At 64.0% G+C, this 20,375-nt stretch carries 21 protein-coding genes; 12 read left to right on the forward strand and 9 right to left on the reverse strand.

Annotation, left to right across the window (positions count from 1 at the left end; genetic code table 11):
- Positions 1 to 4: 4 nt before the first annotated feature.
- Positions 5 to 793 (forward strand): ATP12 family chaperone protein, encoded by a 789-nt coding sequence (locus H0S73_RS10800; protein ID WP_425488188.1) that lies wholly within the window; start codon positions 5 to 7, stop codon positions 791 to 793.
- Between the two features lie 53 nt (positions 794 to 846).
- On the opposite strand, the gene H0S73_RS10805 is transcribed toward H0S73_RS10800, so the two are convergent.
- Positions 847 to 1,224 carry a hypothetical protein gene (locus H0S73_RS10805; RefSeq protein ID WP_181052157.1) on the reverse strand — a complete coding sequence of 126 codons (378 nt, stop codon included), beginning with the start codon at positions 1,222 to 1,224 and terminating at the stop codon, positions 847 to 849.
- Positions 1,225 to 1,379: 155 nt separating this feature from the next.
- Here H0S73_RS10805 and H0S73_RS10810 point away from each other — a divergent pair, with 155 nt between their 5' ends.
- Positions 1,380 to 2,912, forward strand: coding sequence for an acyl-CoA carboxylase subunit beta (locus H0S73_RS10810; protein ID WP_181052158.1), 1,533 nt, complete (start codon positions 1,380 to 1,382; stop codon positions 2,910 to 2,912).
- A 2-nt stretch (positions 2,913 to 2,914) separates the two neighbouring features.
- Positions 2,915 to 3,994 carry a PLP-dependent cysteine synthase family protein gene (locus H0S73_RS10815; protein WP_181052159.1) on the forward strand — a complete coding sequence of 360 codons (1,080 nt, stop codon included), beginning with the start codon at positions 2,915 to 2,917 and terminating at the stop codon, positions 3,992 to 3,994.
- Positions 3,995 to 4,136: 142 nt separating this feature from the next.
- On the opposite strand, the gene H0S73_RS10820 is transcribed toward H0S73_RS10815, so the two are convergent.
- Entirely contained in the window at positions 4,137 to 4,754 is a 618-nt protein-coding gene (locus tag H0S73_RS10820) for an alpha/beta hydrolase (RefSeq protein WP_181052160.1), read from the reverse strand.
- A 267-nt stretch (positions 4,755 to 5,021) separates the two neighbouring features.
- Positions 5,022 to 5,951, reverse strand: a complete 930-nt coding sequence (locus tag H0S73_RS10825) for a ring-cleaving dioxygenase (protein ID WP_181052161.1) — start codon at positions 5,949 to 5,951, stop codon at positions 5,022 to 5,024.
- Positions 5,952 to 6,268: 317 nt separating this feature from the next.
- Between H0S73_RS10825 and H0S73_RS10830 the strand changes: the two genes are divergently transcribed.
- Positions 6,269 to 6,682, forward strand: a complete 414-nt coding sequence (locus H0S73_RS10830; RefSeq protein ID WP_181052162.1) for a hypothetical protein — start codon at positions 6,269 to 6,271, stop codon at positions 6,680 to 6,682.
- Positions 6,683 to 6,940: 258 nt separating this feature from the next.
- Here the strand turns inward: H0S73_RS10830 and H0S73_RS10835 are convergent, their stop codons facing one another.
- From H0S73_RS10835 to H0S73_RS10845, 3 genes are all read right to left on the reverse strand, one after another.
- Positions 6,941 to 7,156, reverse strand: a complete 216-nt coding sequence (locus H0S73_RS10835; protein ID WP_181052163.1) for a dodecin — start codon at positions 7,154 to 7,156, stop codon at positions 6,941 to 6,943.
- A 61-nt stretch (positions 7,157 to 7,217) separates the two neighbouring features.
- A complete protein-coding gene (locus tag H0S73_RS10840) occupies positions 7,218 to 7,580 on the reverse strand; it encodes a VOC family protein (RefSeq protein ID WP_202049795.1) in 363 nt (120 codons plus the stop codon).
- Positions 7,580 to 8,599 (reverse strand): fumarylacetoacetate hydrolase family protein, encoded by a 1,020-nt coding sequence (locus H0S73_RS10845; protein ID WP_181052164.1) that lies wholly within the window; start codon positions 8,597 to 8,599, stop codon positions 7,580 to 7,582. Before H0S73_RS10845 ends, H0S73_RS10840 begins: the two co-directional genes overlap by 1 nt.
- Positions 8,600 to 8,672: 73 nt before the next feature.
- On the opposite strand from H0S73_RS10845, the gene H0S73_RS10850 reads away from it, so the two are divergent.
- The 5 genes from H0S73_RS10850 to H0S73_RS10870 all read left to right on the forward strand — a co-directional run bounded on the left by H0S73_RS10850 (position 8,673) and on the right by H0S73_RS10870 (position 13,999).
- Positions 8,673 to 9,761, forward strand: a complete 1,089-nt coding sequence (locus H0S73_RS10850) for a TRAP transporter substrate-binding protein (protein WP_181054305.1) — start codon at positions 8,673 to 8,675, stop codon at positions 9,759 to 9,761.
- A gap of 157 nt (positions 9,762 to 9,918) precedes the next feature.
- Positions 9,919 to 10,422, forward strand: coding sequence for a MarR family winged helix-turn-helix transcriptional regulator (locus H0S73_RS10855; protein ID WP_181052165.1), 504 nt, complete (start codon positions 9,919 to 9,921; stop codon positions 10,420 to 10,422).
- Complete coding sequence (gene maiA, locus H0S73_RS10860) at positions 10,419 to 11,045, forward strand: maleylacetoacetate isomerase (protein ID WP_181052166.1); 627 nt, start codon at positions 10,419 to 10,421, stop codon at positions 11,043 to 11,045. Before H0S73_RS10855 ends, maiA begins: the two co-directional genes overlap by 4 nt.
- A gap of 86 nt (positions 11,046 to 11,131) precedes the next feature.
- Positions 11,132 to 12,247: a 4-hydroxyphenylpyruvate dioxygenase gene (hppD, locus tag H0S73_RS10865; RefSeq protein ID WP_181052167.1), complete on the forward strand. Its 1,116-nt coding sequence runs from the start codon at positions 11,132 to 11,134 to the stop codon at positions 12,245 to 12,247.
- A gap of 498 nt (positions 12,248 to 12,745) precedes the next feature.
- Complete coding sequence (locus H0S73_RS10870) at positions 12,746 to 13,999, forward strand: porin (protein ID WP_181052168.1); 1,254 nt, start codon at positions 12,746 to 12,748, stop codon at positions 13,997 to 13,999.
- 355 nt (positions 14,000 to 14,354) lie between these two features.
- On the opposite strand, the gene H0S73_RS10875 is transcribed toward H0S73_RS10870, so the two are convergent.
- Together H0S73_RS10875 and H0S73_RS10880 are read right to left on the reverse strand one after the other, a co-directional pair.
- Positions 14,355 to 15,236, reverse strand: a complete 882-nt coding sequence (locus H0S73_RS10875; protein ID WP_181052169.1) for an alpha/beta fold hydrolase — start codon at positions 15,234 to 15,236, stop codon at positions 14,355 to 14,357.
- Between the two features lie 43 nt (positions 15,237 to 15,279).
- A complete protein-coding gene (locus H0S73_RS10880; RefSeq protein WP_181052170.1) occupies positions 15,280 to 17,322 on the reverse strand; it encodes a lytic transglycosylase domain-containing protein in 2,043 nt (680 codons plus the stop codon).
- 190 nt (positions 17,323 to 17,512) lie between these two features.
- Between H0S73_RS10880 and dapA the strand changes: the two genes are divergently transcribed.
- The 3 genes from dapA to H0S73_RS10895 are packed head-to-tail and all read left to right on the forward strand — an operon-like array spanning position 17,513 to position 19,459.
- Positions 17,513 to 18,397 carry a 4-hydroxy-tetrahydrodipicolinate synthase gene (gene dapA / locus H0S73_RS10885; protein WP_181052171.1) on the forward strand — a complete coding sequence of 295 codons (885 nt, stop codon included), beginning with the start codon at positions 17,513 to 17,515 and terminating at the stop codon, positions 18,395 to 18,397.
- Positions 18,398 to 18,405: 8 nt separating this feature from the next.
- The gene (gene smpB / locus H0S73_RS10890; RefSeq protein ID WP_099511742.1) at positions 18,406 to 18,879 is read left to right on the forward strand and encodes an SsrA-binding protein SmpB; all 474 of its coding nucleotides are present in this window, start codon (positions 18,406 to 18,408) and stop codon (positions 18,877 to 18,879) included.
- Positions 18,880 to 18,928: 49 nt separating this feature from the next.
- Entirely contained in the window at positions 18,929 to 19,459 is a 531-nt protein-coding gene (locus H0S73_RS10895) for a glycine cleavage system transcriptional repressor (RefSeq protein WP_181052172.1), read from the forward strand.
- A gap of 56 nt (positions 19,460 to 19,515) precedes the next feature.
- On the opposite strand, the gene H0S73_RS10900 is transcribed toward H0S73_RS10895, so the two are convergent.
- Positions 19,516 to 20,160, reverse strand: coding sequence for a LabA-like NYN domain-containing protein (locus H0S73_RS10900; protein WP_181052173.1), 645 nt, complete (start codon positions 20,158 to 20,160; stop codon positions 19,516 to 19,518).
- Positions 20,161 to 20,375 lie beyond the last annotated feature (215 nt).

Genomic DNA, 20,375 nt, shown 5'->3' on the forward strand with positions numbered 1-20,375 from the left:
TTTTATGACCATGACAGATTCACGCGACTGGTTCCCGTCCGAAGAGGAACCCAACCCCATGCGCGCGGCCCAGGCCGGCATGAAGCCGACGCTGCCGAAGCGTTTCTACAAGGATGCGGGCGTCGAGGAGCGGGAGGGCTTGTTCCACCTGACCCTGGACGGGCGCACCGCCAAGACGCCCGGCAAGCAGGCGCTCGCCGTGCCGTCGCGCGCCCTGGCCGAGGCCCTGGCCGAGGAATGGCAGGGGCAGGGGGGCGAGATCGATCCCTCGACCATGCCGATCACCCGCATCGTCAATTCCGCTATCGACGGCGTCTCGCCCCGGCAGGCGGAGGTCGTGGACGACCTCGTCCGCTATGCCGGGTCCGACCTGGTCTATTACCGGGCCGGCGAGCCCGAGCGCCTGGCGAAGTCCCAGGACGAGGCCTGGAGCCCGGTTCTCGACTGGGCCAGGGACATCCATGGCGCCCGTTTCGCCCTGGGCGAAGGCGTCATGCATGTTACCCAGCCGGACGAGGCGATCGCCGCCATCCGGGGCGCCATTGAGGGGATCGGGTCTCCCTTCGCGCTCGCCGCGCTGCACGTGATGACCACCCTGTCCGGCTCGGTTCTGATCGCGCTCGCTCATGCGGCGGAGCAGATGGACGTGGACCGGGCCTGGGCCGCCGCCCATGTGGACGAACTCTACCAGGAAAGCGTCTGGGGGGAGGATTACGAAGCCATGGAACGCCGCCGTCGCCGGGAGGCGGATTTCAGGGCGGCTTCGATGGTCTACAGACTGGCGGGAGCGTGACGTCAAAAGGCCGCCGGGTGGGAAGCCCAGCGGCCTTTGCGTCTTAGGAGATCTTACGAGCGGCGGAAGGTGATGCCGCAGCGCTTCTGGATCGAGGCCTCCTCGACGGCCTGCATCTGCCCCTTCAGCCGGGCGAGCTCGGCCGTCTGGGCTCCGTTGCCGCCCACGAAGAAGGCAGCCGGCCAGAAGATGACGACGGCGGCGGTGGTGGCCACCACGTCCTTGGTGCGCGACGAATCCTGGGCGCCGGCCGCGGCCGCGGCGGCGGCGCTGACCCGCTGGGCCTCCACGCTCAGATCACGGCAGCTGTAGCTGGAATAGGCCATGGGGGAGACATAAGCGGCGGCCACATCCTCCGACCGGCTGGCGCAGCCGGCGGCCGTGAGGGAGAGGACGGTCGCGAGGACGGCAGAAGTCTTGAGGGTCTTCATGGGAGGCTCCGTAGAAATAGTATTTCGTTTCACTCCCTAGCGCCTGGAGCCTTGGCCGTAAAGTGCTGTGGAGCACACATCCATAGTGGGATTTTGAGCGCTGCGCGGCTGTGCTAAGCGGGGAGGAACATTCCCCCTTCATCCAGGGATCCCCGATGAAAGACATGCTTGAACGGCTTGAAGAGCGGCGCGCCCAGGCGCGCCTGGGCGGCGGCGAGACGCGCATCGCGGCGCAGCACGGCCGGGGCAAGCTCACCGCCCGGGAGCGCATCGAACTCCTGCTCGACAAGGGCTCGTTCGAGGAGTTCGACATGTTCGTCGAGCACCGCTCGACCGATTTCGGCATGGAGAAGGTCAAGATCCCGGGCGACGGCGTCGTCACCGGCTGGGGCACGGTCAACGGCCGCACGGTCTTCGTCTTCGCCAAGGACTTCACCGTCTTCGGCGGCTCGCTCTCCGAGGCCCATGCCCAGAAGATCATCAAGATCCAGGACATGGCGCTCAAGATGCGCGCCCCCATCGTCGGCCTGTTCGATGCGGGCGGCGCCCGCATCCAGGAGGGCGTGGCGGCGCTCGGCGGCTACGGCGAGGTGTTCAAGCGCAACGTGATCGCCTCGGGCGTCATCCCGCAGATCTCGGTGATCATGGGACCCTGCGCGGGCGGCGACGTCTATTCGCCCGCCATGACCGACTTCATCTTCATGGTGCGAGACCGCTCCTACATGTTCGTCACCGGGCCCGACGTGGTGAAGACCGTCACCAACGAGACCGTGACCTCGGAAGAGCTCGGCGGCGCCAAGGTGCACACCACCAAGTCTTCCGTGGCCGACGGCGCCTACGACAACGACGTCGAGGCGCTGCTGCAGGTGCGCCGCCTCATCGATTTCCTGCCCGCCAACAACCAGGACGGCGTGCCGGAGATCCCGAGCTTCGACGATCCGAACCGGGTGGACGACAGCCTCGACACCCTGATCCCGGACAATCCGAACAAGCCCTACGACATGAAGGAGCTGATCCTGAAGGTCGTGGACGAGGGCGACTTCTTCGAGATCCAGGAAGCCTACGCCAAGAACATCATCACCGGCTTCGGCCGCGTCGAGGGCCGCACGGTCGGCTTCGTGGCCAACCAGCCGATGGTGCTGGCGGGCGTGCTCGATTCCGACGCCTCGCGCAAGGCCGCGCGCTTCGTGCGCTTCTGCGATGCGTTCAACATCCCGATCGTCACCTTCGAGGACGTGCCGGGCTTCCTGCCGGGCACCGCGCAGGAATATGGCGGCCTGATCAAGCACGGCGCCAAGCTGCTCTTCGCCTATTCGGAAGCCACCGTGCCGCTGGTCACCGTCATCACGCGAAAAGCCTTCGGCGGCGCCTACGACGTGATGGCGTCGAAACATATCGGCGGCGACGTCAACTATGCCTGGCCGACCGCGCAGATCGCCGTGATGGGCGCCAAGGGCGCCGTGGAAATCATCTTCCGAGGCGACATCGGCGACGAGGAGAAGATCGCCGCTCGCACCAAGGAATACGAGGACCGCTTCATGTCGCCGTTTGTCGCCGCCGAGCGCGGCTACATCGACGAGGTGATCATGCCGCATTCCACGCGCCGTCGGATCGCCCGCGCGCTCGCGATGCTCCGTCACAAGGAGAGCGAGCGCCCGTGGAAGAAGCACGACAACATTCCGTTGTGATCATGAACACGCATTGTCCCCGCACCTGGGTCTCCACCGCCATCCAGATCATCGAGGCGGACTTCAACCGCTCGTCGGATACGCATCTCCTGCGCGTGCCAATGCCGGCGGTGCCGGGCGTCGAGCTGTACCTGAAGGATGAATCGACCCATCCTTCGGGAAGCCTCAAGCACCGGCTGGCGCGGTCGCTGTTTCTCTACGGTTTGTGCAACGGCTGGATCGGGCCGGAGACGACGATCATCGAGGCGTCGAGCGGATCGACGGCGGTGTCGGAAGCCTATTTCGCCCGGATGCTGGGCCTGCGCTTCATCGCCGTGATGCCGCGCTCCACGTCCGCCGAGAAGATCGCGCAGATCGCCTTCTATGGCGGCGAGAGCCACTTCGTCGACAGCCCCGCCGAAATGTACGCAGAGAGCGCGCGGCTCGCGGAGGACCTCGGCGGCCATTACATGGACCAGTTCACCTATGCCGAGCGGGCGACGGACTGGCGCGGCAACAACAACATCGCCGAATCCATCTTCAGCCAGATGTCCCACGAGGAGCATCCGGTGCCGAGCTGGATCGTGGTCGGAGCGGGAACCGGGGGCACTTCGGCGACGCTCGGGCGCTACATCCGCTACCGCCGCCTGCCGACGAAGCTGTGTCTCGCCGATCCGGAAGCCTCCGTGTTCCACCGGCATCTCGCGGATCGCGCCGTCTGCACCGTGTCGGAGCCGCCCTCCCTGATCGAAGGCATCGGTCGCCCGCGTTGCGAACCGTCCTTCGTGCCGGAACTCATCGACCGTGCCTTCGCCGTGCCGGATGCGGCGAGCATCGCGGCCGCGCGGGTCCTGTCGCGCCGCATCGGCCGCTCCTGCGGCGGTTCCACAGGCACCAATCTCTGGGCGGTTGCGCAGATCATCGGCGAGATGGTGCAGAACGGGGAGCGGGGCTCCGTCGTGACGCTGCTGTGCGATTCAGGCGAGCGTTACCGCAGCACGCATTTCGACGATGCCTGGCTCAAGAGCCGGGGCATCGACATCGGGCCCGCGGAACAGGTGATGGAGCGGTTCTTCGAGACGGGGACGTTGAGCGTCGCTTAAGGCGTGGATGTGTGGGGATGACGCCCTCACACGTCATGGCCGGGCTTGTCCCGGCCATCCCGATACTGAAAGGCGCTGCGCTCTTCAGAAGCGAGATCACCGGCACGAGGCCGGTGATGACGTGGGGAGTGCCGAAAACGGCTCACCGGCCCTGCTCGGCAAACCACTTCACCAGCAGCTGAAGGTCCGTCTGCGACAGGTTGTGCCCGGTGGGCAGCATATGGTGCTGAACCTCCGCGCCCGCTTCCCTCAGCGATGCGGCGAGGCGCTTCGCGTTGTCGGCCGGGATGATCGGGTCGAGGGCACCTGACGTCATCAGCACGCGCTTGCCCGCGAGGTCCACCTTCGGCGTCTCGGAGAGCGGCACCATGGCACGCAGCAGCGCCGCGCCGGACAGAGATTCCGGACGCAGCATCAGCATGGCGGCGGCGATGTTGGCGCCGTTGGAGAAGCCCACCGCGACGGGAGCCTTGAGGCCGTAGGCCTTGCGGGCCTCGGCGACGAAATCCGCGAGCTCGTTCGCACGGAACTTGACGTCCGCCTCGTCGAACACGCCTTCCGCGAGACGGCGGAAGAAGCGGGGCATGCCGTTCTCAAGGATCTTGCCGCGCGGGGAGAGCAGGGCCGAGCCCGGGGAGATCGTGCGGCCGAGCCCGAGCAGATCGTTCTCGTCGCCGCCGGTGCCGTGAAGCAGCAGCAGCGGCGGACGGCTCGGATCCGAGGCGGGCTCGAAGCGGTGGATGAAGGACAGTTCGGTCATGGGATTTCTCTTTCCGTGGGATAGGGGCGCAAAGCGCTCCTTTCGTCCCTTGAGAGGTGCGTGAATGGGTGAGCCCTCGATGTCATGGCCGGCCTTGTGCCGGCCATCCCGACTGCTTTAAGCGCCGCACTCTTCCGATCGGGGTGACCGGCACAAGGCCGGTGATGACGTTGTAGGGGGGCATCGGCGGAACTGGCCGACGCTTCGACTTTTCGACCCCACCCTCGATCCCTCCCCGCAAGGGGGAGGGAAGAAGGTTGGGCCGGCTTATGCCAGTTCCGGCAGATGGGCCTCGATGTCGCCGCGCCGGGGCTCCAGGAAGGCCGGGAGCTTCAGGGTCGCGCCGAGGCTGTCCTGCGGCTCGTCCACGGCGAAGCCGGGCTCGTCGGTGGCGATCTCGAACAGGATGCCGCCCGGCTCGCGGAAGTAGACGGACCGGAAGTAGTTGCGGTCCTTCTGCTCCGTGGTGTGCAGGCCGTGGTTCTCGGCGAGCTTCTTGACCATCTCGGCCTCCTCGGCATCGTCCTTGGCGCGGAACGCCACGTGGTGGACGGAACCGCCGCCCATCCGGCCCGGCAGGAAGCCGCCGGCACTGCGGATGTCGACCGTGCCGCCCATCAGGGCATCCGTCTCGTAGCGCACGAGGGAGCCCTCACGGGCCGTCTCGCGGAAGCCGAACACATCGGTCAGGATGGCCCCGGTCCGCTCGCCGTTCTCGACGAGCAGCGTGACGCCTTCCAGGCCGCGGATGGCATGCTCCGCCGGGATGCCGTCGACATTCCAGGCGGGCTCGCTCTCCGCGTTCGGCGTTCCGACGAGCGCAAGGCTCGTACCGTGCGGATCCTTGAAGGTCAGCACGCTCTGACCGAGCCGCTTCTCCACCGTGCCGTGCTCGACGCCCTGCTCGATGAAGCGGTGCGCCCAGAAGCCGAGGGATGCTTCGGGAACCCGGAAGGAGGTTTCCTGGGTCGAGCCGATGCCGTTGCGCCCGGGTGCCACATGCTCCCACGGGAAGAAGGTCAGGATCGAGCCGGGCTGCCCTGACGCATCGCCGAAATAGAGGTGATACGTGCCGGGATCGTCGAAGTTGACGGTCTTCTTCACCAAGCGCAGGCCGAGCACGCGGGTATAGAAGTCGAGGTTGCGACGGGCCGGGCCGGCAATGGCGGTGACGTGATGAATACCGTGGTGCCGCATGGGACTATTCCTTAACGGGCAAGCGCGGATTGCGCTGCGTTGTCGAGAACATAGGTATCACCGACGGCCGCTGAAGTGCGGAAAGGGCGACCTTGCGGGATTGCAAGGCTCATGGCGCCCATGGACAAATCCGCGTGATTGCTCGGAAATCCGGATCGGCAAGATTCCGGCAACCAAAGTCTCTCAACAACGCTTAACCTCAACGGCGATTCAGCATGTCGCGTTAACGGTTTCGGCCCGTCATCCATGTGAGACTCATCCTCGGACAAGCGATGAACCGGCAGTGAGCCAAAGAAAAGCCGGCGGGAGTCAAAGGGATGATGAAGGATCAACTTCGCGATTTCATCGACAGGATCTCCGAGACCAGGCATGTTTCGGACGATGACGTGACGATGCTTCAGGGCGAGATCCTGGAAAGCGGCATCACGAGCCGGATCGAGGTCGAATCCCTGCTGGCGCTCGACCGGATCGTCGATGCCGCGGAGAGCTGGGGCGCGGCCCTGACCAAACTCGTGGTCGATTTCGTGGTCTGGAGCCGGGCGCCCCACGGTGTGGTCAGCAACGACGATGCGTTCTGGCTCGCGACCCTGCTGGAGATCAGCGGTCCGTCCCCAAACGCCATGAACATCGCCTATGCCATCCTCGACGAGGCGGGCCATGTCGACGTGGCGCTGCTCGACTTCATCATGCGCGGACGGCAGCAGGCGAGACTGTCCCAGATCGCCGCGTGAGAAATTGCCTGCCCCGTGCTGCGAGCCAGCCGGTAATGACGTAATCCGAGATCCGCCACGTCATGGCCGGCCTTGTGCCGGCCATCCCGATATGGTGAGGCGCTTCGCTGTCATCCCCGGCGAGCGAAGCGAGGGAAGGGGATCCACGATGACCCGCTCAGCGATGGATTCCCTTCCCCTTCGCTGCGCTCCGGCCGGGAATGACACTGAGGGTGCTTCCCCATCGCGTACACCGGCACATTGCCGACGAGAAACGCTCTATTCGCCCGCCTCCAGCGTAAACCCGGCCTTGAGCACCACCTGGTAATGGCGCACCTCGCCGTCCTTCACATGACCACGGGTCTGGACGACCTCGAACCAGCGCAGGTTCCTCAAGGTCTGGCTCGCGCGCCGGATCGCCGTCTGGATGGCGTCCTCGATGCTGGTTTCGGATGAGCCGACGAGCTCGACGATCTTGTAGACATGGTCATCCATGGGCCGCTCCATGCTTTGCCGACAGCATGGAGGTAGAGCGGCGCCAGGGTTTGCCCATGACTCATGGGATGGTTCTCCCGATGAACTCGATCCGGTTTCCGACCGGATCCGATACGTAGAACCGCCGGATACCCGGGATGGCGTCATCCCAGACGGGCGTGAAGCCGTTCTTCATGAAGCGGATGGAGTATTGGTCGATCTCCGCAACGGCGAAAGCCGGATGCGCTTTCCGGGCTGGGCGAAAATCGTCCTCGACGCCGAGATGGAGTTGGATCTCGCCGCTTTGCAGCCAAAGGCCACCGCGCCCGGCAAGCGTCTCGGGCTTCGGGATCTCCGTCATTCCGAGCAGATCGACATAGAACAGCCTGCATAGATCTTCAGATCCTTTCGGAATTGCAAGCTGCACATGGTCGATGCGAAGCATCAGCCTTCTTTCCGATACGCCTCGACCGTCTGCTCGATGGCGCCGAAGATCGAATGCCCATGCCGGTCCTTCATCTCGATGCGGACCATGTCGCCGAAGCGCATGAACGGCGTCCTGGCCTCGCCCTGGAGGATGGTCTCCACGGTGCGCAGTTCCGCCAGGCAGGAATAGCCGAGGCCGCCCTGGTCGATGGGCTTGCCGGGCCCGCCGGTCTCATCCTTGTTGGAGACCGTACCTGAGCCGATGATCGTGCCGGCGCCGAGCGGCCGGGTCTTGGCCGCGTGGGCGATCAGGGTCGGGAAGTCGAAGGTCATGTCGATTCCCGCGTTGGGCTTGCCGAAGGGCTTGCCGTTGAGGTGGCTGAGCAGGGGCAGGTGAAGCTTGCCGCCGTCCCAGGCGTCGCCCAGCTCGTCGGGCGTCACGGCGACCGGAGACAGGGTGGAGGAAGGCTTGGCCTGGAAGAAGCCGAAGCCCTTGGCCAGTTCGCCGGGGATGAGGTTTCTCAGGGACACGTCGTTGACAAGGACCACGAGGCGGATGGCGGCCGCGGCCTCGTCCCGCGTGGCCCCCATGGGCACGTCGTCTGTGATCACCGCGACCTCGGCCTCGAAGTCGATCCCATGCGCTTCGTCCATCGCGGGAATCGGATCGCGCGGCCCGAGGAAGGAATCCGACCCGCCCTGGTACATGAGCGGGTCGGTCCAGAACGAGGCCGGCATCTCGGCGCCGCGCGCCTTCCGCACCAGCTCCACATGGTTCACGTAGGCCGAGCCGTCCGCCCATTGATAAGCGCGGGGCAGGGGCGACGCGCAATCGTGCTCGTGAAAGCGGAAGGCGGGCACCGAGCCGTGCTCCAGCTGTTCGGCGAGATCACGGAGCCGGGGCTCTACTTTTTCCCAATTATCCAAGGCTTGCTGAAGCGTCGGAACAATGAAAAAAGCATCCGTCGCGCGGGTCAGGTCTTTCGACACGATGACGAGGCGGCCGTCACGGCCTTGGTTGAGGGAGGAGAGCTTCATTGCCACCGACCGGGTTGTTATGGTCCATTCAACTTGCAACAGAATGCTCTCCGGGGAAACGCCAATGACGACGATGAAGAGAAGAAACTTTCTGAAGGGAGCAGGGCTCGCGGCGGCAGCCGGAACGGTGGCGGCTCCGGCCATCGCGCAGTCGGCGCCCGAGATCCGCTGGCGTCTGACCTCGAGCTTCCCGAAATCCCTGGACACGATCTTCGGCACCGCCCAGACCTTCGCCAAGTACATGGCCGAGGCCACCGACAACAAGTTCCAGATCCAGGTCTTCGCCCCGGGCGAGATCGTGGGCGGCCTGCAGGCCATGGACGCGGTGCAGAACGGCTCGGTCGAATGCGCCCATACCCCGCTCTACTACTACATCGGCAAGGAGCCGGCGCTCGGCATGGGCACGGGCCTGCCCTTCAGCCTCAACGCCCGCCAGCTCCATTCCTGGTGGCACTTCGCCGGCGGCAAGGAGATCATCAACGAGGTGATGGGCAAGTATAACTGCACCTCCCTCGTCTGCGGCAATTCCGGCGCCCAGATGGGCGGCTTCTTCCGCAAGGAGATCAACACGGTCGACGACCTGAAGGGCCTCAAGTTCCGCATCGGCGGTCTCGGCGGACAGGTCCTGGCCAAGCTCGGCGTCGTGCCGCAGCAGATCGCCCCCGGCGACGTCTATCCGGCCCTGGAGCGCGGCACCCTCGATGCGGCCGAGTTCGTCGGTCCCTACGACGACGAGAAGCTCGGCTTCCTGAAAGTCGCGAAATACTACTACGCTCCCGGCTGGTGGGAGGGCGGCGCCATGCTTCACCTGGTGGTCAACCAGGAGAAGTGGAACGAGCTGCCGAAGAACTACCAGGCCATCATGAGCCAGGCGACGGAAGCCGCCAACAACTGGATGCTGGCCAAGTACGACGCCGTCAACGGCCAGGCCCTGCGCCGCATGGTCGGCGCCGGCGCTGAGCTGCGCACTTTCTCTCCGGCCATCATGGAGGCCTCCCTCAAGGCGGCCAATGAGCTCTATGGCGAGCTTTCGGCCAAGAACGCGGACTTCAAGAAGGCCTACGATTCCATGGTGGCTTACCGCAACGATGTCCTGCCCTGGTGGCAGCTCAACGAATATGCCTTCGACACCTTCATGATCCGCACCCGCGGACGGGCGTAAAAGGCGGTAAAGCCTTACAATTTAACCTTCTAACGACGGCGCGGTCGGGCAATCCGGCCGCGCCGTTCGTTTTTGTCGACGTACTATACGGCATAAAATCTGGTTGCTCGTGCAACGAATTGTGCTATCAGTTGCTCGTGCAACGATCGGCGTGGTGATGGCAACTGGATCTGCAGCGAAGAAGCCGGAATCCGAGCCTCTGGTGGTCCTGGAGGAGTTCCTGCCGTACAGGCTCAACGTCCTGGCGGGCCTGACGTCGAGCGCGCTGGCCCAGATCTACGCCGAGCGTTTCGGCCTCTCGATCCCGGCCTGGCGGATCATCGTCACCCTCGGGCAATATGAGCTCCGCACCGCGCGGGACATGGCCCCCGACGGCGTCATGCACAAATCCACGGTTTCACGGGCCGTCTCGGCGCTCGAGAAGCGCGGCCTCGTCGTCCGCCGCCCCAATCTCGACGATCGCCGTGAGGAATGGCTGGCTCTGACCCCGGCAGGGCGGGCGATCTACGAGGCCGTCGCGCCCGAAGCCCTGGCCGTCGAGGAGCGCCTCCTGTCCGTCCTGACGCCGCAGGAGCAGAAGGCGTTGACCGCCCTGATCGACAAGCTCACCGGGCAGGCCCGTTTGCTGGCGCCCCGGAACGTCGAGGAGGATGACGCGTGAAGCTCTATACCTATTTCCGCTCCTCGGCCGCCTATCGGGTCAGGATCGCCCTCAACCTGAAGGGCGTGACGTACGAATCCGTGCCGATCAATCTGTTGAAGGGGGAGCAGCGCGAAGAGGCCTACAGGGCCGTCAATCCGCAGAAGCGCGTACCGTCCCTGGATATCGGCGCCACGACGCTGATCCAGTCCCCCGCCATCCTCGAATACCTCGACGAGGTCTATCCCGAGCCGCCGCTGCTGCCGGTCGGCGCGGTGACGCGAGCCAAGGTGAGGGCCATCGCCAGCCTGATCGCCTGCGATATCCATCCGCTCAACAATTCCGGGACGCTGGCCTATCTCAAGAATCGGCTCGGGCACGACAAGGCGGCGGCCGACGAATGGTACGCCCATTGGGTGCGCGAGGGGTTCGAGGCCATCGAAGCCCTGCTCGGACCCGGTCCTTACGCCTTCGGTTCCAGGATCACCCTGGCCGACATCTATCTCGTGCCGCAGGTCGCCAATGCCCGACGCTTCGACATCCCGCTCGACGCTTTTCCCAAGATCGTCGCCGTGGATGCGGCCTGCGCCGCGCACAAAGCCTTTCAGGATGCCGCGCCGGCCAACCAGCCCGATGCGACCTGACGAAAATCGCACCCGCATCCGGATGCGTGCGTTGTCTTCACAGCCGCCAGCCGCTCGCTCGGCACAGGCATAACAGGAGGAAAGTCATGGGACCGTTCCCGCACGATGCACCGCCAGCCGCAATCTCCGAAGAGAACCCCATGGGGACGGACGGCTTCGAATTCGTGGAATTCTGCCATCCCGATCCGCAGGCCCTGGATCGACTTTTCAAGACGATGGGGTTCAGCCTCGTCGCCAGGCACCGTTCGAAGAACGTGATGCTTTACCGCCAGGGCGACATCAACTTCATCGTCAACGCGCAGCCGGGCTCCTTCGCCGAGCGCTTCGCCGCGCAGCACGGCCCCTCGGCTCCGGCCATGGCGTTCCGCGTGGCCGATGCGAAATACGCCTTTGACCGGGCGCTTTCCATGGGAGCCAAGCCGATCGAGACGCAGATCGGTCCCAACGAGCTCGAGATCCCGGGCATCGAGGGAATTGGCGGATTGCAGATCTATTTCGTCGACCGCTACGGCGCGAAGGGCTCGATCTACGATGTCGATTTCGAATGGCTGGGCGAGCCCGATCCGAAGCCGAAGGGTGTCGGCCTCTATTACATCGATCACCTGACCCACAACGTCTATCGCGGGCGGCTCAACGAATGGGCGGGATTCTACGAGCGCCTCTTCAACTTCCGCCAGATCCGCTACTTCGACATCGAGGGTAAGCTGACGGGCCTGCACTCCCGGGCCATGACGAGCCCGGACGGCAAGATCCGCATCCCGATCAACGAGGATGCGGGCGAGACCGGGCAGATCGAGGAGTACCTGCAGGAATACAAGGGCGAAGGCATCCAGCACGTGGCCCTCGGCTCGCACGATCTCTACGAATCCATCGAGGCGCTCATCGAGGGCGGGCTCGAATTCATGCCGGCCCCGAACGACATCTACTACGCCCGTGTCGACAAGCGCCTGCCGAGCCATGAGGAGCCTCTCGACCGTCTGAAGAGAAATGGGATTCTCATCGACGGGGAGGGCGTGGTCGAGGGCGGTTTCACGAAAGTCCTGCTCCAGCGCTTCGGCAAGACGGCCATCGGGCCGATCTTCTTCGAGTATATCCAGCGCAAGGGTGACGACGGATTCGGCGAGGGCAATTTCAAGGCTCTCTTCGAATCGATCGAGGAGGACCAGATCCGCCGGGGCGTGATCGGTCCGAAGGTTGCGTAGTCTGATATCGCTTCACGATTCGAGAGAGGCCGGGTTCGCCCGGCCTTTTTCATGGAATAAGGCGGAGCGAGCTATCGAGATTGTGAGGAGCGTTATTCACAGGTCGGAGCTATCGTGCGTTGCATCAGGACCTCCAGCGGTGGCGCGGGATGGCAGGCTGAAGCGCTTCAAACCCTTTGTCCTTAAGGCTTTATGAATTTCGGGACGCAGGTCTTAACGACAGGTAAAGAAGTCGGCTTCAAACGTTGCCTTTGTGCAACATGCCCATGAAAAGCCCCGCCTCTTGCCCATTTTGCGCCTTCATTCGGTTGCCTGCGGTCCAGTCATGGATAATGTGGCTCCAGCGACGGGGGCACCCCAGTCGTGATACCGGCGAGTTCGACCGAAAAGGTGGGCCGCCGGGTACTAGGGGAAAAGGGACGTGTTTAGGGCTTCGTTGAAGCACTCGAAGCACAAAAACCCGGCCCCCCAGGGTCTCGAAACTTTGGAGGTTTAACCATGAAGCTCGCTAAGAGCCTCTTCCTCGGATCGGTCGCGGGTCTCGCGGCTGTTGCCGGAGCTCAAGCTGCCGATCTTCCCGCGAAGAAGGCCGCTGCTGTTGAATACGTGCGCGTCTGCTCCACCTACGGCGCAGGCTTCTTCTACATCCCCGGCACCGAAACCTGCCTCCGCGTCGGCGGCCGTGTTCGCGCCGAGTTCCGCTATGTCGAGCCCTTCGACCGCGCTCAGGACGCCATCGGCTTCCGCGCTCGTGGCCGTATCCAGCTCGACGCCCGCACCGCCACCGCCTACGGTCTGCTCCGCACCTTCGTGCGCTTCGAGATGACCCGCGACACCGGCGTGTACGGCTTCAGCTCCACGACGCCTAACGTCGACCAGGCCTTCATCCAGTTCGGCGGCCTCACCGCCGGTCGCGTCGTGTCGTTCTACGACAACAGCGACCTGCCCACCGGCCACTTCGGCACGCTCCGCTTCTCGGACGCTCCGAACGTGAACCTGTTCGCCTACACCTTCTCGTTCGGCAACGGCTTCTCGGCCACGATCTCGGCTGAAGAAGGCCGCTACACCGGCACCTCCGTGTTCGGAACCTCGGTGTTCGCCGAAGCTGGTCAGACGATGCCTGACCTCGTCGGTAACCTGAAGTACGCCGGCACCTGGGGTTCGGCTCAGCTCTCCGGTGCTCTGCACCAGCTGCGCAGCGACAACCTCGTCGCCTATGCTCCTGGCGTGTTTGACTATCCGGACAGCGAGCTCGGCTGGTCGGTTTCGTTCCAGGGCTCTCTGAACCTGCCGGCTCTCGGCGCTGGCGATGCCGCTTGGCTTGCCGTGTCGTATGCTGACGGCGCTCTCGGCTACCTCGGCTTCGGTTCGACCGCAACGGTTGGCACGCTCAGCCAGTCGGTTGTCGACGCCTACATCGGCACGGATGGCGACATCCACACCGGTCAGGGCTGGTCGATCGCCGGTGGTCTGCGTCACTACTGGACCCCGACCATCCGTCAGAACGTGTTCGGTTCGTGGGCTCGCGTCGAGTATGACAACGTTGCTCCGCTCGCCTTCCCGGCTGGCCTGGGCGTCGGTGTTGACTTCACCGAGTGGCGCGCTGGCACGAACGTGATCTGGTCGCCGGTGGCTGGCCTGGATCTCGGTGTCGAGGTTCTCTACGCCAACATCGACCCGCGTGGCCCGAACCCGATCAACTCCCAGAACGACATCTGGGAAGGCCGTATCCGCGTTCAGCGCGACTTCTAATCGGCTTGTCCTGATTGGATAGGAAAACCCCGGTGGCAACACCGGGGTTTTTCTTATTGGACCGTCAAAGAGTTCAGGGACCAGGACCGCTCAACAGGGCACGTCCCGGTGAAGTGATCTGGTTCACGTTAAAAAATGCGGTCAAACAAAGAGGAGAGGTGGTTCCACGTCCGTGGAAACAGCTCTAGCGCATCGTGCGGAAAAGTGGATCCGGTTTTCCGCCCGAACGATGCGCCAGCCAAGAGAAGGAGCATCGGTCATCGTCGAAGCGGCGGCAGATCGGGGATGTGAGAAGTGGCCCGGCCCGGGACAGCGCTGAGAGTTTCTCGCTTCGATCCGAGGGCAGGTGGTGCTTTCAACCCCGGGCATCGATCCTGGCGATGAAATCCTTGATGGACTGAATGAGATCGCCGTCGAGAGAGGGGGCATGACCCTGGTCCGGAACCGTGATCGGTGTGAGATCCGGATGCCGTTCCTTCATCATCCGCAGGGTCTGTGCGGTCAGCAGATCGGAGTTCTCGCCCCGGATCGCGAGAACCGGAAATGGTTTGATGGCCTCGAAGAGCGGCCAAAGGTCCGGCAGCGGCGCTTCGAGATCGAGCCCTTCGAGGGGCATCATCAGGTTGGGATCGTAGTTGAGCACGAACCCGTCTCCGCCCTCACGCCAGGTCGCCCGCGCCATCTTCGTCCATTGCTCATGCGTGTAGCGGGAGAAGTGGATCCCGGATTGCCGGCGCAGGATGTCGGCAGCCTCGTCGATGGTTCGCGGCGTGGGGAGTTTGCCGACATAGCTTCGGATCCGCTTCAGCCCATCGGCTTCAAGCACGGGGCCGACATCGTTCAGGATTACGCCGGCGATGCGTTCGGGGCGGGCCGCTCCCAGTGCCATCGTGATCAAGCCGCCCCGAGACGTGCCGATGAAGATCGCCTTGTCGATCCCGGCTGCGGCCAGGACCTGCAAGGTGTCCGTCATCTCGACCTTGACGTCGTAGTTGCGCCAGTCCTGGTCCCATTCCGATTGCCCGCGCCCCCGATAGTCGAGGGAGAGGAATCGGCGCGGTCGAGAAGGGTCTTGGCTGAGGATTTCCGCAAGGTCATGAAAATCCGCCGATGTCCTGGCGAGGCCGGGCAGGCCTACGATCGGCCATGCAAGGCGGGCCTCGGGTGCATAATCGCGGGCGTAAAGACGCAAGCCGTCGGCGGCGGTTACGAACAGGTCGCGATAGGAAGGGCTCATCTCGGTTCGGTCATGGTGATCTCGGCGCGCCGTGCCATCATCATCAATTGGTGCCTGTCGCGTCCGCCGTGGCCGGTGCCAGCGGAGCGGGTTTGTCGTTCAGGCGCTGGCGGTAGACCCGCAGATTCTCCAGCACGCGCTGGACGTAGTTGCGGGTCTCATAGAACGGGATCCGCTCCACCCAATCGACCTCGTCGACATCGGGTTTCCGAGGATCGCCATAGGTTCTCACCCATTTGATCACATTGCCGCCCCCCGCGTTGTAGGACGCGAAGGCGAGGATGTACGAGCCTTTCCAGTCCTCCATGAGTTCGCCCAGATGGGCCGAGCCGATCTTGGCATTGTAGGACGGGTCTTCGGTCAGCCGGTTGAGATCGAACCCGACTCCGAACCGCTGCGCGGTTCTCTTCGCGGTCGCCGGCATGAGCTGCATGAGCCCGCGCGCGCCCGCGCTCGATACGGCGCGCGGGTTGAAGGCGCTTTCCTGCCGGGCGATGGCATAGACCATCGCCGGTTCCACCTCGTCGCCCACCGGCTGGAAGTCGGGAATGGCCGCCAGCGGATAGGCATGCTGATCGAGCGGGAAGCCCCGCTGCAGGGCCGACTTGCCGACGGCGAGAACGGCGCGGGGATTCTGTTGGGCCGTGGCAAGGCCCGCCAGGGCGTCGAGCTGTCCCGGATCGCTCAGGGTCTGGGCGAGATCGGTGTAGAGGCTGAGGGAAAGATCCTGCTCGCCGATCTGCTGCAGCAGTTTCAAGGCCTGGACGGGAGCCAGGGCATCGAACGCCTTGCGTTCTTCCTCCGAGAGCGGATCGACCTTTCGGAGTGAAATCGCGTGCCCCAGTTTCGCCTGGGCCAATTGGCCGTAATAGGTCGTCGGCTGGTCCGCCGCGCGCCCATAGAAGATCTTGGCGTCCTGGCCCTGGCCGGCCGCTTCCGCCGCGCGGCCCTGCCAATAGGCGACGCGCGAGATGGAGATCGGCGTCGAGGCCGTTTGGGCGACCGTCGCGAAGTGCTTGGAGGCCAGGGCCGGATCGTTCAGGAAGCGGAGCGCGATCCACCCCGCGTGAAACTCCGCCTCGATCTGCTGCACGGGCGATTCCGCTGCGTGATGGCTCGCCACCTCGTAGGCCAGCTTGGAATTGCCCTTGTCGAGCAAGGCTCGGGCGATCAGGCGCTGTTCGGCCCACCATTCATCGCCGTCGACCCGCAGCTCGGGGTCCCGAGGCGCCTGCATGATCATTCCGGCGGCTTCCTCCAGATTGTTGCTGCGGCGCTGAAGCAAAGCCTTGGAGAACAGGTAGGATGGGTCGCTCCTTAAGGAAGCCGGCACGGCGGCGAAGGCTTTATCGGCCTTCTTCTTGCCCTGGAAGACAGCCAGCCGCGCCTTGGCGAGCAACTCGTAATCCTTGCCCGCGTTGGAGGCGGCCCGCTGGGCGCCGCCCCAGTTCTCCTTCAGGAGAAGCCGCTCCATGCGAAAACGATGATCGGCTTTCGTAAGAGCATCCGGAAACCGGTCGAGGATCCGGCGCTCCATGTCGGGGCCGAAATTGTCCTCGCGCCAGATGTGCCGGATCTTGTCGCTTGCCTCCTGCGCGAGACCGTCCGACTGGAGTGCGAAGGCGAGGGCGATCCGGCCCGCAGCCGTTCCGGGAGGCTGCTTGGCGAAAAAGGCGCGGACCTGGGCCGGGGGGCGGCGCTCGGCCAGCAGGGCATCCTCGCTCCGTCGCCGGAATTGGCTGGAAACCGGCCAGTCCGGATAATCCTTCTGGAAGGCGAGGATGCGGTCGAGGCCCGTGGTGAACCCGCTGCGGATCGCAAACCATTCTACGAGGGCCTGGGCGGACGGCTGGGTGAGCTTCGTCTTGAGGATCTGGGCCTCGGTCTGGTCGTTATTCCGGTAGGCCTTGAAGATCGAGGGTAGCTGATCCAGGTCTCCCGGGACCGGCGCGGGCGGCACGAAGCTCTCCAGAGTGGCGGGCTGTGCCGCTGGTGGCGTGACGGGAGCAGCTTCGGTTGCGTGAACGGTGAGGACGGAGAATTGAACGAGCGCGACGGATGTCACAAGACGTATGAGAGGACGCATGTTGAGGCTCACCCGCTAACCCCTTTGCTGCCGCCTTTTATATGATTGTGACGACGTTTCTCTTGAGGAAACACTAAGTGCCGAGCTAGGACAACTCCCCGAACGAACGTTTGCGCGCATGCGCCGCACCCCCTATGAGTAAACCCTTGTGGCCCAAGAGAAGGCCCGGCGCCCATACCAAGGATACCCCATGACCCAATTCAAAGGCTCCATCACGGCTCTGGTGACTCCCTTCAAGGATGGCGCCGTGGATGAGGCGGCGTTCCGGTCCTTCATCAACTGGCAGATCCAGGAGGGCACGAGCGGTCTCGTCCCCGTGGGAACGACGGGCGAGAGCCCCACGCTCAGCCACGCGGAGCATGAGCGGGTGGTCGAGATCTGCGTCCAGGAGACGAAGGGCAGGGTGCCCGTGATCGCCGGCGCGGGCTCGAACAGCACGGCGGAGGCGGTGTCCTTCTCCAGGCACGCGGAAAAGGTCGGCGCCGACGCGGTGCTGATCGTCACGCCCTATTACAACAAGCCGACGCAGGAAGGCCTCTATCAGCACTTCAAGGCCATCAACGATGCCGTCGGCATCCCGATCTTCATCTACAACATCCCGGGCCGCTCGATCATCGACATGTCGGTGGAGACGATGGCACGGCTCTATGAGCTGAAGAACATCGTCGGCGTGAAGGATGCGACGGCCAACATGGCGCGGGTGAGCCTGCAGCGGCAGGTTCTGGGCACGGACTTCATCCAGCTGTCGGGCGAGGATGCGACCGCCCTCGGCTTCATGGCCCATGGCGGACACGGCTGCATCTCGGTGACGTCGAACGTCGCGCCCCGGCTTTGCGCGGAGATGCAGAGCGCCTGCCTGAAGGGCGATTACGCTTCGGCCCTGAAGGTGCAGGATCGCCTCATGCCCCTGCACACCAACCTGTTCATCGAAACGAATCCGACCCCCGTGAAATACGCCGCGTCCCTGCTCGGCCTCATGGAGGACCAGGTGCGCCTGCCGCTGGTGCCCGCCTCCGAGAACGCCAGGCAGGCCGTCCGCTCGGCCATGGTCCATGCGGGGCTGATCAACGCTTAAAAGAGCTCATGTCAAAAGATCCAAAGAGTGCCAACCGCGTCGTTGCCGACAACCGGAAGGCGCGGTTCAATTATGAGATCCTCGACACCTACGAGGCGGGGATCGCGCTGACCGGCACGGAAGTGAAGTCTCTCCGTCAGGGGAAGGCGACCATCGGCGAGGCCTATGCCGGACCGTCGGGCGAGGAGTTCTTCCTCTTCAACGCCTACATTCCGGAGTACCTTCAGGCGAACCGCTTCAACCACGAGACGAAGCGCCCGCGCCGCCTGCTGCTGCACAAGCGCCAGATCGACAAGCTGATCGGCGCCACGCAGCGCGAGGGATTCACGGTGATCCCGCTCAAGATCTATTTCAACGATCGCGGGCGGGCCAAGGTGGAGCTCGGCCTCGGGCGAGGCAAGAAGCTGCACGACAAGCGCGAGACCGAGAAAGAACGCTCCTGGAACCGGGAGAAGGCGCGTCTCATGCGCGACAAGGGCTGACGGAACGCCGGCCTGCGCTAGCTTCTCCTCCATTGCCTGGGAGGGAAGAATGACGTCCGTTGCTCTGGTATCTGTTCTTGGGCCCGATCGGGTCGGACTCGTGGCGGCGATTGCCGAGCACCTGTTCGACGTGGGCGTGAACCTGAGGGACACGACCTTTGCGGCTCTGGGCTCAGGCGCCGAGTTCGTCGCCCTGTGCGAGTTGCCCGCGGATCTGACGGCCGCCGATATCGAAGCCGGCCTCAAGCGGTTGCCCGAGATGGAGGGGGCGGAGGTCAGGGCGGTTCCCTATGCCTTCGATCCGAGCCCCGGTCCCGCCGGCAAGATCACGCACCGCATCACCATCAGCGGCGGCGATCAGCTCGGCCTCGTGGCGCGTCTCTCCGAGGTGTTCAAGCAATACGAGGCCAATATCGTGCGTCTCGAAGCTCGCAAGCTCCCGGATGCCGAAGGAGGTCTCTACGTGACCCGGTTCGCCGTCTCAATTCCCGTCACCCGGACGGACCTATGCCTGGCGACGGTCGGCAATACGGCCGGATCGCTCAGCCTGGATTGCGAGGTCGAAGAGAGTACGCTTTGAACGAAAATGGCCGGGACGAGCCCGGCCATGAACGCATTCCTCGGGGAGCCGACGGCTCAGATGTCGAATTCCTCATCCGGTGACTGCCGGATGCCGTAGCGGCTTTCCAATGCGCCGTTGCGGGGCTGCGGGCGGGTGCGCTCGCCACCTTCGCTCCCGGCGCGCTGCTGGCGGTCGGAAGGGTCGCGGCCGATGCGGGAGGCGAGCTGCGACAGATCGAGGAATTCGTCGGCCTGGCGACGCAGCTCGTCGGCCACCATCGGCGGCTGGGTGGTCACGGTGGAAACGACCGAAACCCGGACGCCGCGGCGCTGCATGGCCTCGACCAGAGAACGGAAGTCGCCGTCGCCCGAGAACAGGACCATATGGTCGATATAGGGGGCCAGCTCGAGCGCATCGATGGCGAGCTCGATATCCATGTTGCCCTTCACCTTCCGGCGACCGGCGGAATCGACGAATTCCTTCGTCGGTTTCGTGACAACCCGGTAGCCGTTGTAATCGAGCCAGTCGATCAGCGGGCGGATGGAGGAATACTCCTGGTCTTCCACAAGCGCAGTGTAGTAGAAAGCCCGAACCAGAACGCCCCGGCCCTGGAACTCCTTCAGCAGGCGCTTGTAATCGATATCGAAACCTAGTGTTTTCGTAGTCGCGTAGAGGTTGGCGCCGTCAATGAAGAGCGCAATCCGCTGCTGGCCTGACATAAGTATTCTCTATTCGTGTCTGCCGGAGCGGCATAACAGCCTTCATTATTCAAGCGGCATCCAATATTTACGCTAGCAATAAAATTGCGCGATAAAATCACGACGCGCCCCAGATCAGGCTGTTATGAACCCTTCGGACGAGTAAAAACGACAAAGTAAAATACTTAATGGCGTCCAAATTCCAAGAGTCAAGTTGGCAGAACCAAGGCAGTCAA

Source organism: Microvirga mediterraneensis, assembly GCF_013520865.1.
Lineage (GTDB): Bacteria > Pseudomonadota > Alphaproteobacteria > Rhizobiales > Beijerinckiaceae > Microvirga > Microvirga mediterraneensis.